This window comes from Roseateles sp. T103 (assembly GCF_057219915.1).
Genome location: NZ_JBXVVS010000003.1, coordinates 172697 through 187408, shown reverse-complemented (window position 1 = coordinate 187408; position 14712 = coordinate 172697). Strand labels below are relative to the sequence as shown.

The 14712-nt window shown below is 69.4% G+C and carries 18 protein-coding genes; 11 read left to right on the top strand and 7 right to left on the bottom strand.

The window, feature by feature from the left end; genetic code table 11:
* Positions 1-180 precede the first annotated feature (180 nt).
* The 4 genes from AC2EBS_RS11130 to AC2EBS_RS11115 are packed head-to-tail and all read left to right on the top strand — an operon-like array spanning position 181 to position 3105.
* A complete protein-coding gene (locus AC2EBS_RS11130; RefSeq protein WP_484728488.1) occupies positions 181-777 on the top strand; it encodes a hypothetical protein in 597 nt (198 codons plus the stop codon).
* On the top strand, positions 774-1064 hold the full coding sequence (locus AC2EBS_RS11125) for an HPr-rel-A system PqqD family peptide chaperone (protein WP_484728487.1): 291 nt from the start codon (positions 774-776) through the stop codon (positions 1062-1064). The genes AC2EBS_RS11130 and AC2EBS_RS11125 overlap by 4 nt, the downstream gene beginning before the upstream one ends.
* The gene (locus AC2EBS_RS11120; RefSeq protein ID WP_484728486.1) at positions 1061-1993 is read left to right on the top strand and encodes an HprK-related kinase A; all 933 of its coding nucleotides are present in this window, start codon (positions 1061-1063) and stop codon (positions 1991-1993) included. Before AC2EBS_RS11125 ends, AC2EBS_RS11120 begins: the two co-directional genes overlap by 4 nt.
* Positions 1990-3105, top strand: coding sequence for a nucleotidyltransferase domain-containing protein (locus AC2EBS_RS11115; protein WP_484728485.1), 1116 nt, complete (start codon positions 1990-1992; stop codon positions 3103-3105). The genes AC2EBS_RS11120 and AC2EBS_RS11115 overlap by 4 nt, the downstream gene beginning before the upstream one ends.
* Before the next feature lie 13 nt (positions 3106-3118).
* Here AC2EBS_RS11115 and AC2EBS_RS11110 read toward each other — a convergent pair whose 3' ends face one another.
* From AC2EBS_RS11110 to AC2EBS_RS11100, 3 genes are read right to left on the bottom strand one after another with little or no spacing between them, the layout of a single operon-like run.
* On the bottom strand, positions 3119-4102 hold the full coding sequence (locus tag AC2EBS_RS11110) for a DMT family transporter (protein WP_484728747.1): 984 nt from the start codon (positions 4100-4102) through the stop codon (positions 3119-3121).
* Positions 4103-4123: 21 nt separating this feature from the next.
* Positions 4124-4978 (bottom strand): AraC family transcriptional regulator, encoded by an 855-nt coding sequence (locus AC2EBS_RS11105; protein WP_484728484.1) that lies wholly within the window; start codon positions 4976-4978, stop codon positions 4124-4126.
* Positions 4979-5018: 40 nt separating this feature from the next.
* Positions 5019-5483 carry a diguanylate cyclase domain-containing protein gene (locus AC2EBS_RS11100; protein WP_484728483.1) on the bottom strand — a complete coding sequence of 155 codons (465 nt, stop codon included), beginning with the start codon at positions 5481-5483 and terminating at the stop codon, positions 5019-5021.
* A 360-nt stretch (positions 5484-5843) separates the two neighbouring features.
* On the opposite strand from AC2EBS_RS11100, the gene AC2EBS_RS11095 reads away from it, so the two are divergent.
* The 4 genes from AC2EBS_RS11095 to AC2EBS_RS11080 all read left to right on the top strand — a co-directional run bounded on the left by AC2EBS_RS11095 (position 5844) and on the right by AC2EBS_RS11080 (position 10965).
* Entirely contained in the window at positions 5844-6401 is a 558-nt protein-coding gene (locus tag AC2EBS_RS11095; RefSeq protein ID WP_484728482.1) for an ECF-type sigma factor, read from the top strand.
* A gap of 25 nt (positions 6402-6426) precedes the next feature.
* The gene (locus AC2EBS_RS11090; RefSeq protein WP_484728481.1) at positions 6427-9159 is read left to right on the top strand and encodes a protein kinase domain-containing protein; all 2733 of its coding nucleotides are present in this window, start codon (positions 6427-6429) and stop codon (positions 9157-9159) included.
* A gap of 59 nt (positions 9160-9218) precedes the next feature.
* A complete protein-coding gene (locus AC2EBS_RS11085) occupies positions 9219-9587 on the top strand; it encodes a hypothetical protein (protein WP_484728480.1) in 369 nt (122 codons plus the stop codon).
* Positions 9588-9702: 115 nt separating this feature from the next.
* A complete protein-coding gene (locus AC2EBS_RS11080; RefSeq protein WP_484728479.1) occupies positions 9703-10965 on the top strand; it encodes a DEAD/DEAH box helicase in 1263 nt (420 codons plus the stop codon).
* A gap of 10 nt (positions 10966-10975) precedes the next feature.
* Here AC2EBS_RS11080 and AC2EBS_RS11075 read toward each other — a convergent pair whose 3' ends face one another.
* Complete coding sequence (locus tag AC2EBS_RS11075) at positions 10976-11386, bottom strand: hypothetical protein (RefSeq protein WP_484728478.1); 411 nt, start codon at positions 11384-11386, stop codon at positions 10976-10978.
* Between the two features lie 326 nt (positions 11387-11712).
* Between AC2EBS_RS11075 and AC2EBS_RS11070 the strand changes: the two genes are divergently transcribed.
* Together AC2EBS_RS11070 and AC2EBS_RS11065 are read left to right on the top strand one after the other, a co-directional pair.
* Positions 11713-12135, top strand: coding sequence for a hypothetical protein (locus AC2EBS_RS11070; protein WP_484728477.1), 423 nt, complete (start codon positions 11713-11715; stop codon positions 12133-12135).
* A gap of 10 nt (positions 12136-12145) precedes the next feature.
* Positions 12146-12418, top strand: a complete 273-nt coding sequence (locus tag AC2EBS_RS11065) for a hypothetical protein (protein WP_484728476.1) — start codon at positions 12146-12148, stop codon at positions 12416-12418.
* A gap of 13 nt (positions 12419-12431) precedes the next feature.
* Here the strand turns inward: AC2EBS_RS11065 and AC2EBS_RS11060 are convergent, their stop codons facing one another.
* Together AC2EBS_RS11060 and AC2EBS_RS11055 are read right to left on the bottom strand one after the other, a co-directional pair.
* On the bottom strand, positions 12432-12803 hold the full coding sequence (locus AC2EBS_RS11060; RefSeq protein ID WP_484728475.1) for a hypothetical protein: 372 nt from the start codon (positions 12801-12803) through the stop codon (positions 12432-12434).
* 181 nt (positions 12804-12984) lie between these two features.
* On the bottom strand, positions 12985-13455 hold the full coding sequence (locus AC2EBS_RS11055; protein WP_484728474.1) for a hypothetical protein: 471 nt from the start codon (positions 13453-13455) through the stop codon (positions 12985-12987).
* Between AC2EBS_RS11055 and AC2EBS_RS11050 the strand changes: the two genes are divergently transcribed.
* A complete protein-coding gene (locus AC2EBS_RS11050; RefSeq protein WP_484728473.1) occupies positions 13454-14062 on the top strand; it encodes an outer membrane protein assembly factor BamE in 609 nt (202 codons plus the stop codon). The two genes, AC2EBS_RS11055 and AC2EBS_RS11050, sit on opposite strands and share 2 nt — an antisense overlap.
* Positions 14063-14077: 15 nt before the next feature.
* Here AC2EBS_RS11050 and AC2EBS_RS11045 read toward each other — a convergent pair whose 3' ends face one another.
* Positions 14078-14695 carry a PqiC family protein gene (locus AC2EBS_RS11045; RefSeq protein WP_484728472.1) on the bottom strand — a complete coding sequence of 206 codons (618 nt, stop codon included), beginning with the start codon at positions 14693-14695 and terminating at the stop codon, positions 14078-14080.
* Positions 14696-14712: the final 17 nt, after the last annotated feature.

Here is a 14712-nt window from a genome sequence, read left to right as displayed (position 1 = left end):
GCAGGGTCACGTACCGATCTCCGGCGCGTCCTGCGCCAAGTCGGCACCTGTTCCGGGGGGGGCATCAGACTACCCCACCTAGATTTTGTGTGAAACACTGCCATCCAAGTGTCAGCAGGCGCATGTAGTATCGCCCGGGCAACTGGCGTTCCCACTTGCTGCCAAGAGAGGCCGGCTTCCATGAACGAGCAACACCATACCCACGATGCAAACGCTGGCGCAGCAGCCGACTCGGCAGAGTCGGCGCGGCGTGCTGCGCGACGCCGACTGATCAAGGGCGGTCTGTCTGCTGCTCCCGTCGCCATGACGGTGGTCAGCCGGCCGGTGCTGGCCGGCACTGAGACCTGTCATGGGCCAACGGGCTTCCAGTCCGCGCCGCCCAGCCGTGTGGGCAGCACACCCTCCTGCACCATAGGCAAAGCGGGCGGCCCAGAGAGCTGGAAGAGCGTCGCGAAGAAGGACTACCCGGGCGGCTGCGGTGACCGCACATTCCAGACAGCCTTCAACACCAATGGGTTATTCCCCAATCTGACGCTTTTCAACGCGATCCAGAACACATTTAGCAGTTCTAGCTCCACCGATCGCGATGTCGCCCGGAAGGTCGCAGCAGCCTATCTGAACTCGCTAAAGATCACGGGCTTCCCGATGAGCACCACCCAGGTGCAGCAGCTCTGGCAGGGCTATATCAGCAAGAACTACCAGCCGGGCGGTTCCGGCGTGAAGTGGACTACCGCCGATCAGTTCCAGCGATATCTCAACTACGTCATGACGGCGTGAACAGCGCCGCGCGCTGGTCCTGCCTGCTGACTGAGAGTTTCCCGATCCGCCACTGGGACGACGGCTTCCTGATCTTCAATCCGCTCAATGCCAGCACGCATCTGATCAGTGCCTCTGCCCATGTGGTGCTGCAGACATTGCATGAAGCGGCGGTTCCGCTGGCGCTGCCGGAACTGGCGGCACGACTGGCGGATGCAGATCAAGTGGACGAAGACTTCTTGGCTGAGCTCGGCGCCTGTCTGCAACAGTTCGAGGACCTCGGTCTGGCCGAGTCGCTGAGCGCGTGAGGCTGGGAGCATTGCCGCCGCAGGAATTGCAGGCCAGGCTGGCCGAGGGCCGGCTCATGCTGCGTACCGGGCCATTCAGCCTGCGCCTGCAGTCAAGCCTGCCGCAGGTGGCACAAGCCCTAGGCCTGCTCTACGCCGAACATCCCCTGCTGCCCGAGGATGGGTTCTTCGACTTCCATGCCAGGGTGGACGCCCAAGCCGGGCTACGCCGATGGTTGCGGCCCCAGGCCCAGTTCGAGCTGGACGGCCACCGCCCCTTCAGCCCGATGGCGCTGGCGCAGGCAGCGCCGATGCTGGAATGGGGTCTCAACTGGTGTGTCACCGAGCACGCCCACCAATACATCGTCATCCATGCCGCCGCCATCGAGCGCGGCGGGCGTGTGGCGCTGCTGCCCGCACCACCGGGCTCAGGCAAAAGCACGCTGTGCGCCGCGCTGGTCAACCGGGGCTGGCGCCTGCTCTCCGATGAGCTGGCGCTGATCGACCCCGAACGCGGCCTGCTCCTGCCCCTGGCCCGCCCCGTCAGCCTGAAGAACCGTTCGATCGATGTGATTCGCGCCTTCGCACCGGAAGCCCGGTTCAGCGCCGTGGTGCACGACACCATCAAGGGCAGCGTGGCCCATATGAAGCCGCCTGCGGAGAGTGTCCGGCGCGACAAGGAGCCAGCTCGACTGGGCTGGGTCGTGTTCCCGCGCTTCATCGCCGACGCACCGCTGCGGGCAAGGCAGCTCAAGCGCAGTACCGGCTTCATGCAACTGCTGGATCACGCCTTCAACTACCACCTGCATGGCAGCCGTGGCTTTGAATGTCTGGCCGATCTGGTGGAGCCAGCCCTGACGCTGGACTTCTCCTATGGCAGGCTGGATGAGGCCATCCACTTCTTCGAGCGCCTCGCCAGCGACGACGTGGCCCTGGAGCCTGAGGCATGAGGAACGCGCTGCTGGTCCAGGTGTTGCGCGACCCAGGCGCTCTCGCTGCCCTGACCCCGGCAGACTGGGACCTGCTGATCCGCCAGGCCCGGCGCAGCCGCTTGCTCGCGCGTCTGGCCGTGCTGGGGCAAGACCAGGGCATCACACCGCCGAGTGGCGCCGCTGCGCATCTGTGCGCGGCCGAGCATGTGGCCGACAGCCAGCACCGCGCCGTGCTCTGGGAGGCCCGCCATATCCGCCTAGCCCTGGCCGAGCTGGGCGCACCGGTGCTGCTACTCAAAGGCGCGGCCTATGCTCTGGCCGGGCTGTCAGCCAGTCGCGGTCGACTGCTCACCGACATCGACATCCTCGTGCCCCTGGCCCGCATCGAAGCGGTCGAGACCGAGCTGATCCTGCACGGCTGGGAAGGCAGCCCGGAGCTCAGCGCGCATGATCAGCGCTACTACCGGGAATGGATGCACGAGATCCCGCCGATGCGCCACATGCGTCGCAGCAGCGTGATCGACGTGCACCACAACATCCTGCCACGCACCGCGCGCATCACCGTGGACGCCCAGCGCCTGCTGGATGCCGCCGTACCCCTGCCCAACGCACCCGGCCTGTACCGCCTTGGCGATGCCGACCTGGTGCTGCACAGTGCCTGCCATCTCTTCCTCGACGGCGAGTTCGACAAGGGTCTGCGCGACCTGGTGGACATCGATGAGCTGCTGCGCCACTTCAGCAGCATCACGCCCACCTTCTGGCATGAGCTGGCCACGCGCGCGGATGCGCTCGGGCTGAGCCGCGTGCTTTTCTATGCGCTGCGCTATGCGCAGGCGGTGCTCGGCACGCCGGTACCCGCCACGGCAACGCAGGCGCTGGCTGCCGCTGCGCCGCCACGCCTGCAGCTGGCCTGGATGGACGCTGTGTTCCTGCGCGCACTGCAGCCCGACCACCCCAGCTGCGAAGACCGCTGGAGCGGACTTGCCCGCAGCTTCCTCTACCTGCGCGCGCACTGGATGCGCATGCCGATGCGACTGCTGCTGCCGCACCTCGTGATCAAGGCCTGGAAGCGCCGTTTCGGCAAGGACGAGGACGCCACCGCCCAGGCCAAGGCGGCAGCACAGCGCTGAACGGCCGGCGCGGCTAGTGCGCCGAATCCACCGCCCCGCTGGGCTGCGGCTTCACCCGCAGCGCCCACACCACCCCGCCCACCAGCAGCGCGATGCCTAGCGCCGTCAGCGGCTGCGGCCAGGCGCCGCGCAGCAGGAAGGCATAGGCCAGCGCCGACAGCGTCTCGAAGACGATGAGTTGCCCCACCAGCGTGGTCGGCAGGCGCTGGCTGGCCTCGTTCCAGCACAGCGTGCCCAGCCAGGATGCGAACAGCCCCACCGCTGCCATCAGGCCCAGATAGGCCTCCGGCCGCGGCCCCAGCGGCAGCGCGAAGTCAGCCGCCAGCAGCGGCAGGCCCGCCGCCTGCAGCGCCAGCACCGCCGCCAGGGCGAGCCAGGCCATCGGCAGCGTCACCAGCCCCTGCGCCGTGGCCCAGACACGGGGACTGCGCTCGCTGTGCGCCCGCAGCCAGTCGGCATTGCGGATCGGATACCAGGTCCAGCAGGCCACCGCTGCCACCGCCAATAGCGCGCCCTCGGCATAACGACGCAGCGACGCGTCGTCGGCGCCGGCCAGCTGCGCCAGCTCCACCTGGTTCACGCAGGCGATGCCCGCGGCGATCAGCGCCAGCGACGGCGCCAGCCGCCGCCAAGGCAGGCGGCCGTCGCGCCGGTGGTCGCGCAGATTGGAGCTGATCGCGATCACCACCGGCAGCGTGCCGATGATCACCGTGGGCAGCGGGCCGCCGGCGCGCTGGATCGCCGCCGACAGGCACAGGTAGTAGAGGAAGTTGCCGATCGCGCTGAGCTTGGCCGCCTCCAGCCAGTCGGCGCGCTTAAGCTGGGCCAGGTCGCGGCGGTCGAACAGCAGCGCCAGCGGCAGCGCGATCAGCCCGAAGGCCAGGTAGCGGCCCACGGTGAGCAGCGCCGCCGGATAGTCCGGCAGCAGCAGGGGCGCGACGAAGACCAGGCCCCACATCAGGCCGGCCGCCAGGGCGAACAAGGTACCGCTGAACAACATGATGGGCGCCACTGTCGCCTAGGGCGAGGCGCGCCGTCTTGTACCGACTTGCTGTTGGTAGCGTCCCGGCGTCACGCCGTAGCGGCGCTGGAAGGCGCGGTTCAGATGCGCCTGGTCGGCCAGGCCCACCGCGGCAGCCACCTCGGCCGGTGCCTCGCCCACAGCCAGCAGGCGCTTGGCCTCGGCCAGGCGCAGCGCCATCAGCGCCTGCTGCGGCGTCGCATGCTGCTGCGCCTTGAAGCTGCGCAGGAAGTGAAACGGGCTCAGCCCCGCCACTGCGGCCAGCTGCTCCAGGGTCAGCGTCTGGCTCAGCTGCGCACGCATGAAGTCCAGCACCGGCGCGAAGCGCATCGCGCCTTCCGCCGCCGCATCGTCCTGTGGCGCCACGCGCGCATGCCGGCGCAGCGCCTGCACCAGCTGCAGCAGCGCACTGTCGAAGGCCAGCGGCTCGTCGCCGTGCTGCCACAGCGCGCCGATCAGCGCCGCCACCTCGGCCGAGCTGCGCGCGTCGCCCGCCACCGCCGCGTCGAACAACCAGGCCGGCTCGCCGCTGAGCTCGGCCAGCAGCGCCGGCTCCAGATAGGCCATGCGATAGCCCCAGGCGCCGTCGCTCTCCCAGCGGTCGGCGCGGCCGGTGTGCAGGTCTTCGGGGTTCATCAGCATCAGCGTGGCGCGCGGCGCCAGATGCTCGCCGCCGCGCCAGCGGAAGCGCCCCACGCCCGCGGTGATCACGCCCAGGCCGTAGGCCTCGTGGCTGTGCGTGTCGAACTGGTGGCGCAGGATGGAGGCGCGGTACAGCTCCACCCCGGCGCGGTGCGCGGGCCGGCGGTACTCGGCGCTGTCGTCGGCATGCTCGAACTGCGGCTGCTGCATGATGAGCCGCAGTCTAGGCCCACACGACAGCCCCGGCGTCTCAGCCGCCCTCGCCGTCCTTGACCAGGGTGCGATCGGCGCGGCGCTGCGCGCCCAGCGCGCGCTCGGCAGCGGCGGTCAGCTCGGTGCCGGTGAGACCGCATTCGCGGAACACGCCCATGCCCATCTGCAAAGCCAGACCCAGCGTCTGCTGCTCGATGCCGTAGGGGCCGGCCAGCACCCGCAGCAGCCGCGCGCGCACGATCTCGGCCTCGGGCCGTCCAGCGCCCATCAGCATCACCGCGAAGCGCGCTTCACCGATGCGGCAAACCACATCGGTGCCGCGCACGCGGTTCACCAGGCGCGCCCCGACCACCTGCCAGAGCAGCTCGGGCTGCCGTGGCGACGGCAGCAGTTCGGCCGACTCGGCCACGGCCTCGGCCTGCAGGAGCAGCAGCGCCATGCGGCTGCCACTGCGGCGGCAATAGCCCAGCTGGCGGTTCAGCAGCGCGGCGAAGTGCGCCATGTCCGGCACCTGCTGTGGCGGCTGGCGCAGCACCAGGCGCGAGGCGCTGCCGCCCTGCGGGCTCGACCCTGGGCTGGCAGAAGGAGAAGGAACGGCGGCGGGAGGAGGAACTCGGCTATCCATGGCTGGGGGGTGGACGATGTCGGGCAACAGCGGGGCGGCCAGCGCACGACGCGACGCGACACGGCATGGCCGGCCCACAGGCTGAGCACCCAGACCGTCGCCGCGCCTCAGCCTCCCTGTGCGCGGTCGACGGCCCGGGCCCTCATAGCTACAAAACGCAGCCCGTCGGCGAAACCCGACACGACCGTCAATGCAAGGCGCTAGAGTCCGGGCCACGCCGTTCCTCCCTGTGCTTACATGTCCGCCGAGATCACCATGCTGCTGCGCGCCGCCGGCCAGGGCGATGCGCAAGCCGCCGACCGTGTCGTCGCCCTGCTCTATGCCGAACTGCGCCGCCTGGCAGCCAGCCGCGTGCGCCAGTCCGGCGCCATCACGCTGCTGGACGCCACCGCGCTGGTGCATGAGTCCTACCTGAAGCTGCAGCGCGCCGGCGAGCTGGACTTCTCCGACCGCCGCCAGTTCCTCGCCTACGCGGCCAAGGTGATGCACAGCATCGTCATCGACGCGATCCGCGCCCGCCAGGCCGGCAAACGCGGCGGCGAGCTGGACTTCGTCACCCTCAACACCGGCATCGCCGAGATCACGCCGCAGGGCGACGACGACGTGCTGCGCGTGCACGAAGCCCTGGCCGAGCTGGCCGAGGCCGAGCCCCGCCTGGCCCAGGTGGTGGAGATGCGCTATTTCGCCGGCCTCACCGAGGCCGAGATCGCCGAGGCGCTGGACATCACCGAGCGCACCGTGCAGCGCGACTGGGCCAAGGCGCGGCTGTTCCTGGCCGTGTCGCTCAAGAACTGACCCCGGCCCGCCGACAATCCCCGCCATGGCCTCCATCGACAAGGAACGCTGGCAACGCGTTAGCCCGCTGCTGGACGAGCTGCTGGACCTGGCCGCGCCCGAGCGCGCCGCCCGGCTGGAGCAGCTGCGCGCGCAAGACCCGGCGCTGGCGGCCGAGCTGCTGCCGCTGCTGGAGCAGCAGCAGGCGCTGGAAGAACAAGGCTCGGACTTCCTGGCCGCACCGCCGCCGCTGCTGGACGAGGTGCTGTTCGCCAGCCTCGCGCCCGGCCAGCAGATCGGCGCCTACACGCTGGAGCGCGAGCTGGGCCGCGGCGGCATGGGCACGGTCTGGCTGGCGCGGCGCACCGATGGCCGCTTCGAAGGCCAGGTGGCGATCAAGCTGCTCAGCAACGGCCTGTTCGGCGGCCGCCCTGGCGAGGCCGCCCGCTTCGCGCGCGAAGGCCAGATCCTGGCGCGGCTCTCGCACCCGCATATCGCCCGCCTGCTCGACGCCGGCCTCACCGGCGAACCGGCGCGCCAGCCCTATCTGGTGCTGGAATACGTGGACGGCCAGCCGATCACGCAGTATTGCGAAGCCAGGCAGCTGGACGTGCAGGCCCGCGTCACGCTGTTCCTGGACGTGCTGGCCGCCGTGGCCCATGCGCACAACCGGCTGATCCTGCACCGCGACCTGAAGCCCTCCAACATCCTGGTGGACCAGGGCGGCGCGGTGAAGCTGCTGGACTTCGGCATCGCCAAGCTGCTGGGCGACGCCACCCAGGCCGAGCAAGGCGCCGCCGCCACCGAGCTGACGCGCCAGGCCGGCCGCGCCTTCACGCCGCAATACGCCGCGCCCGAGCAGGTGCAGGGCGGCGACGTGACCACCGCCACCGATGTCTATGCGCTGGGCGTGCTGCTCTATGTGCTGCTCAGCGGCGCCCACCCCACAGCCGGCAAGGCCACGCAGACCGGCCAGGCCTCGGCACTGGAGCAGATGCGCGAGCTGGTCGAGGTCGAGCCCCGCCGCCTCTCCGACCAGGCCGCACGCAGCGAACAAGCCGCCGTCAGCGCCTGCGCCCGCCTGCTGCGCGGCGACCTGGACACCATCGTCGCCAAGGCGCTGAAGAAAGCACCCGCCGAGCGCTACGCCAATGCCGAGGCGCTGGCCCAGGACCTGCGCCACTGGCTGGCGCACGAGCCCATCAGCGCGCGGCCCGACAGCCGGCTCTATGTGCTGGGGCGCTTCCTGCGCCGCCACCGCCTGGCGGTGGGCGCCGGCAGCGCCGCCGTGATTGCCATCGCCGCCGGCGCCGGCATCGCGGTGTGGCAGGCCAAGGAGGCGCACGAGCAGCGCATCGAGGCCGAGGGCCTGATCGAGTTCATGCTGGGCGATCTGCGCAAGAAGCTCGACCCCGTCGGCCGGCTGGACGTTCTGGACGCCGTGGGCGACAAGGCCCTGGCCTACTACTCACGCCAAGACCTGGCCCGCAGCGACGCCGACTCGCTGGGCCGCCGCGCCCGTGCGCTGCACCTGATGGGCGAGATTGCCGAGAAGCGCGGCAAGATGAGCGAAGCCGAGCAGCGCTTCCAGGAAGCCGCCGACACCACCGCCGAACTGCTGGCCCGCGATCCGAAGAACACCCAGCGCCTTTTTGACCATGCGCAGAGCAGCTACTGGGTGGGTTACGCGGCCTGGCAACAGCGAAAGCTGCAACAGGCCTCTGCGAGCTTTTCGCGCTACCTGGAACTCTCCAATGAGCTGGTGCGACTCGAGCCAGGCAAGCCTGAGTGGCTCGCGGAGCAAGCCAGCGCGCATAGCAATCTTGGCGTGGTGAAGCTGCGCAGCGGAGCACCGCAAGACGCTCTGGAGCGATTCAAGCAGGCGCGAACGATCTGGGAGGCGGCACTGCCGCAACGACCCAAGCTGCAAGCAGAGTTGGCCACCACCTTGGGCTGGCAGGCTGAGGCTGAGGAACGCCTAGGCCTCTACGATGCCAGCATCGCCAGCCAGCAGGCTAAGCTGGTCCTCATTGCCCCGAGTGCCGGTCAGTCAGGTGCCGATCGCATCACCCAACAGCGCCATGGCGATACGCTAAGTGCGCTGGGTCGCCTGCACTTGGCTGCGGGCCGGATTGATGAAGCCCTGACATACACGGTGAGGGCGACAGACCTCTACGCGGTACTGACAGACATCGATACGGCGAACCTCAGGCCTCTGGAGAGACTGACCTTCGTTCGTCAGCAGCTTGCCGAGATCCTGGTCTTGCGAGGCGAGACGTTGGCAGCGCGTGCCGAGTTGGATCGCGTCGAAACGGCAATAGAACGGCTTACTGCTGCATACGAACGCAAGCCCGAGACGAAGGTGATGCTGGTCGGTCGATGGCTGTTGACCCACATCGCCGTCGCCCGCGCGGATGCCGAACGGGTGCCTCGTCTGAAGGCGCTGGCGGACTTCCTGGCAGCCGACCTTGTCAAAGCCGTGCAGGAAACGCGGGATGCGGAGACGCGCTGGGTACTTGCCCAGTCCCTTCTGATCCTCGGCGACGCCAAATCCGATGGGGCATCCGACGGTAGTCCGCACTGGCTCGCTGCGCTGACGGTTCTCGCACCGTTGGAAGCTTCCGGCGACCCGCGCGTGAATTGCTTACGCGCTCTTGCGTTGCTGCGTTTGCGGCGCACTCAAGAAGCCATTGATCTGGCCGAGAAGGTAAAGACCTCAGCCTACCGTCACCCACTGTATGGCGAGCTGGTCCGGCGTCTGGGCGCTTCGAAGCACTGACTTGTCAGCGTGGCGTGCTAGGCCGGCTTTGTCTTCATCACGGAGGGAGCACCTAATCCATGCCCAGCAACCAGCCCACCCCTATTCAGAACAACGTCTTCGCCGTAAGCGTCACGGTCGATGCAGCCGGCAACAGCCTGGTCTTCAGTCCCGACCCCGTCCAGGTGTCGCATGCGCCCAATGCGTTGATCGTCTATTACCTGATGAGCCCTGGCTACTACTTCCCGACTGACGGATCGGCGCTGGTGATCAACTGCCAGGACGCTCAGGCAGAGTTTCCCGTCGCCTGGTACATCAATGCTGCCACGCTGGCCCTCGGGGACTACAACAACAATGTTGCGAGCTACGAGTACACGATGACAGTCGTCAGCGCACAAACTGGTCAACGCATCACGACGGACCCGCAAATCGAGAACGGTGAGCCGTGAACCCTGCAAGATGCGCTGTCGATACCCACTGTCGATCAGCCCAGCTCCGACAAGGCCGGCGACAATGCCGGCCTTGTCGTTTCTGCTTGGCATAGCCACCGCCGGGCGCTCACCCATGTCCTTTGCTTCCCTCGGCCTGATGCCGGCCCTGGTGCGCGCCGTCGCCGAGCAGGGCTATGCGCAGCCTTCGCCCATCCAGGCCCAGGCCATTCCGGCCGCGCTGCGCGGCGAGGACATCCTCGCCACCGCGCAGACCGGCTCGGGCAAGACGGCGGCCTATGCGCTGCCCTTGCTGCAGGCGCTGCTGAGCCAGCGTGCCGAACCACCGCCGCGGCGCACGCGCGCCCTGGTGCTGGTGCCCACGCGCGAACTGGCGCAGCAGGTGGGCGAGCTGCTGCGCGCACTCGCTCAGACCAGCGCGGCGCTGCCGCCGCGCGTGGCGGTGCTGTTCGGCGGCGTGTCGATCAATCCGCAGCTGATGGGCCTGCGCGGCGGCGCCGAGATCGTCGTCGCCACGCCGGGCCGGCTGCTCGATGTGGTCGAGCACAACGCGCTGTCGCTGGGCCAGGTGCAGACCCTGGTGCTGGACGAGGCCGACCGCCTGCTGGACCTGGGCTTCTCCGATGAACTGGCGCGCGTGCTGGCGCTGCTGCCGGCCAAGCGGCAACAGCTGCTGTTCTCGGCCACCTTCGCGCCGGCCGTGCAGGCGCTGGCCGCGCAGCTGCTTCAAGCCGATGCGCTGCGCATCGCGCTGGACGAGCAGCATCAGGCCGCGCCCGACATCGTGCAGCGCGCCATCGCGGTGGACGAGCCGCGCCGCACGCAGCTGCTGCGCCACTTGATCGTTAGCGAAGGCTGGCCGCGCGTGCTGGTGTTCGCCGCCACGCAGTACGCCACCGAGTTGGTGGCGCACAAGCTGGCGCGCGCCGGCATCCATGCCGCGCCGCTGCACGGCGACATGAGCCAGGGCGCGCGCACCGAAGCGCTGGACGCCTTCAAGGCCGGCGAGTTGCAGGTGCTGGTGGCCACCGACGTGGCTGCGCGCGGCCTGCACATCGCGCGGCTGCCGGTGGTCGTCAACTACGACCTGCCGCGCGCCGCGGCCGACTACACCCACCGCATCGGCCGCACCGGCCGCGCCGGCGAGCCGGGCCTGGCAGTGAGCTTCGTCAGCGCCGCGACCGAGCCACACTGGCGCCTGATCGAAAAACGCTGCGGCCTGCCGCGCATCGCGCGCGAGCAGATCGCCGGCTTCGAGCCCACCGAAGTGGCCACGCCCGCCCAGGCCGTGGGCGGCGTGAAGAGCACGACGCGCAAGAGCAAGAAGGACAAGCTGCGCGAGGCGCAGGCGGCGGCAGGCGTGAAGCTGAGAAGCTGAACGGCGCTCTTCAGTCCTTGTCGCTACCCCACGGTAACGAGGCAGCCTTGCGGCCGGCGTTCTTGCGCGTGCGCTGCACGGCCTCGAAGGCATCGCGCCCGCCGGTGTTGATGCTGACCAGCAGGCTGACCATGTCGGCCACGCTGTAGGCCTCGGCATCGGGGCGAAACTGCTTGATCGCCTGTGCCAGGATCTCGCGCGCCACACCGGGGTGCGTGGCCGCGACGGCGAACATCGCGGCGAAGAGATCGCCGTGGCCCTCGCACAGCGCGCGTATGCGGCGCAGCGCCTGGGCCGGCGCATTGCGCGCCCCCGGCAGCGCCCAGGAGACATCGTCGACCTCGGCCGACGAGGCTTCGTTGCTCTCGGGCCGCTGGTCGGGATCTACTGCCTGCGCGGGCGTGTCATCGGGATCGGCCATCACAGCTCGCCTTCCTGCGTCTTCGCTTCGCCGTCGATCATGGCAGCGATCGGCGCGGCGCGGTGAACGGAATGTGCCAACTCCTGCGGCCGAACCCGTGCAGGGCGCTGCTGATGCGCGCGGCGAGCCAGAAGCCAAGCTCCCACGACCATCGGACCCGGGCGCCGAGCTTGATACAGGACAAGCCCCTACTGGCAAGAGCTCACTACCTTGCCTATTGCACAGCTGCCGAGCCGCAGCCCGGCGCTATGACCAGAACGGATGGCACTTGGCTCGCCCAGGCAGGGCTGTGGAAACCGACCGAAGTCATGGCAAAGGAGTCCCCCATGTCCAAGATTGCTGCGAAGCGTGTGATCTCGATCAGGCCCTTGCTGGGTGTTGCGGCCGTATCGCTGTGGCTGCTGGCTGGCGTGTCCACGGCCCAGGCCCAGGGCCCTGGCCCTGGAGCAGGCCCCGGCCCCGCGGCCAGCGCGCCCGGCATGGGTCCCGGCGGCGGACGCCATATGAGCGGCCGCTGGGGTTCGCGCTACACGCCGGGCTGGTCGATGATGACACCCGAGGAGCGCGCCACCCACCAGCAGCAGATGCAGGCGGTGAAGAGCTACGAGGAATGCACGGCACTGCGCGACCAGCACCGCGAGCAGATGGCCGCGCGCGCCAAGGACAAGGGCCTGGCCCAGCCTCCGGCTGCACCGCGCCGCGACGCCTGCGCGGCGCTGCGGCCCCAGGCGCCAGCCAGCAAGCCTTGAGACAGCGCGGATGGCGCAGTTCTTTCGGAGTTCGTGCACCTGGGTGGTCGACTTCAGATACCAGGGACGTCCGCGCCGTTGGTTCCGCACGGCGCCATCCGATGCAGTCGACGTGAAGGCACAGATGCTCGCCTTGCTGGCCGAGCTGTACGGCGACGACGCGCAGCTCCTTGCCGTGCGACCTGCCAGCGACGAGGAGGAGCTTCAGTACCTGCGCGGCGAGGAGCCGAAGAACGTCTTGTGCCCCACCGGGCGCAGCCCGCGCTCGACGCCAGACGGCTGAGCGTTGCAGCCGTTCAGCGCCGGCGCTGCGGCATCACCTGAGTCTCGGCAAAGCCGTCGGCGGGTGGACGCGACGGCGTGGGGTCGACGCCAAGGATGGGCATCTCCACCGGCGCGGGCGACTGTGGCGCGGCCTGTCTAGGCGCTTGGGCCTGCTGCTGATTGAACTGCTGGCGCAGGTCGCCCAGCTCCTTCTGCAGCGCCTCGATCTGGCGCCGCGCTTGCGAGGCCTGCTGGGCAGCGAACTCGCGGGCCTTGTCCACCTTGTCCTGCTTGGCATGCGCCGCCTTGAGCTGACGGCCGAACCACCAGACGGCAGCACCCCAGGCGGCACCTGCGCCGATCACCAAGCCCGCCACCGCCATCAACCACTGCTGTGTGTTCATTGCCTACCACCTTGCGCGCGTGAACAGCGATGGTGCGCGCCCATCTGTCGAATGTACAGAAACATATTGCACGCCTGGCGCAAAGGCCGCCCAGGCTCGTCAATGACTGTATCGACCGCTGGCGGCGGCGCTGTCTGTGCGCTCTAGGGGGAGGACGGCGCATTCCGTGCAGGATTGCGCGTCAGCGCAGCAAACGCAGCGCAGCCACGGCCAGCCAGCCCAGCACGAAGTTGGCCACGACCAGCTTGTGCATCTGCGCAGCGGCCGCGGCGGCCAGCGGCCACTGCTCGGCCGCGACCGCGCGCCGGTAGCGCGCGAAGCCGGCGAAATAGATGTGGCCGAAGATCAGCACCATCAGCACGCCGATCACCAGCATGGCCTGCCAGCCCAGCGGCACGCTGCCGCTGCCCAGCGCGGCCGAGGCCGAGCGCCAGGCGAAGCCGTACATATGGCCGCCGCTGGCCAGCAGCACGACGACGGAGACCCAGACGGCGATGAAGAAGCGCTGCCAGATGCGCGCCATCAGGCGCGCGCGCACCGGGCCCTCGAGCAGAGCTTGCGCCGCCGGGCGCAGCGCCAACAGCATGAACGTCATGCCGCCCAGCCAGACGATGGCGGCGGCGAGGTGGAGCAGGCGGAGGATGTCGTACATGGTGACGCGGATTGTGCGCCCGCCGGATAATTTCCAGCCACCCCGACATGCCTTGCGCCGCACGACGATGGAGATGATTCGCTCTGCACGCCCCAATGCCCTCGCCCGCCGCTTGGCCGGAGTGGCGCTGCTGCTGGCGCTGAGCGGCTGTGCCTCGCTGGACCACGACGCCCGCCTGCTGCCGGGCCGCAGCGACGCGGCGCAGGTGATGGCGCTGTATGGCCAGCCCAAGCGCGTCTGGCCCGAGGCCGATGGCGGCCGGACGCTGGAGTACTCGTCGCAGCCTTTCGGCCAGAGCTGCTACATGGTGCGGCTCGATGCCGCCGGCCGCTTGGTCTCGGTGGAGGACACGCTGCGCGACGAGACGGTGCGCTTCGCCGCCATCCAGCCGGGCATGACGCCCGAGCAGGTCAGCCGACGGCTGGGCAGCGAGCGCAGCCGCGTTTTCTTCGCGCTCAGCGGCGAGGAGGTGTGGGACTGGAACGTGCCCAACGGCCAGCGCGGCCATCTGCTGCGCTTCAATGTGCACTTCAAGGACGGCCGCGTCGTGCGCGCCACCGAGACGATGGTCTTTCCGGAGCGCGAAGGCCTGCTGTTCGCGCGCTGAGCCGAACGCAGCCGTTCAGCGTCCCGGCGTCGCGGCCCAGCCGGCGACCGCCTGCGCCAGCTGCCACAGCGCCGCGCGATGCGCGGCGGCCAGTGCATCCGGGCTGGCATCGGCAGTGGCCACCTCGAGGCGCGTCTCGCCGACGCGCGCCGGCTGCTTGCCCGTCGGATCGGACAGCACCCAGCGTGCCGCCAGCACGACGCGCCTCATCTGCGCATCGATGGCCTCGAACTGGCGCAGCTCCACGCGCAGCTGGCGGTCGATCGCCACACCGGGCGGCACTGGCGCGCGCCAGACCTGCTCGACGCCGCGCAGCGTGGCCAGGTCCTGCAGCAGCAGGCGCGGCACCGCGTCGCGCAGCGGCTCGGCCCAGCGATGCCCCGACAGCGCCTGCAGCCCGGCACGTCCGCTGGGCACGACGATCGCATCACGATCCAGATAGTCGGGCAGCTGCACTGCGGTCAACACCCAGCGCTCGGCCGCCATCTGCTTGGCCGGTGCGGCAGCCGCTGGTGGGTCGGCGCGCAGCTGGTAGAGCTGCACCGGCGGCGAGCTGCCGCAAGCGGACAGTAGCGCGGCGGCGCAGGCGATCAGCAGGGCGGCGCCCGAGATTCGGCTTGGCACGGCATTCATCGCTTCTCGCTCCTCGT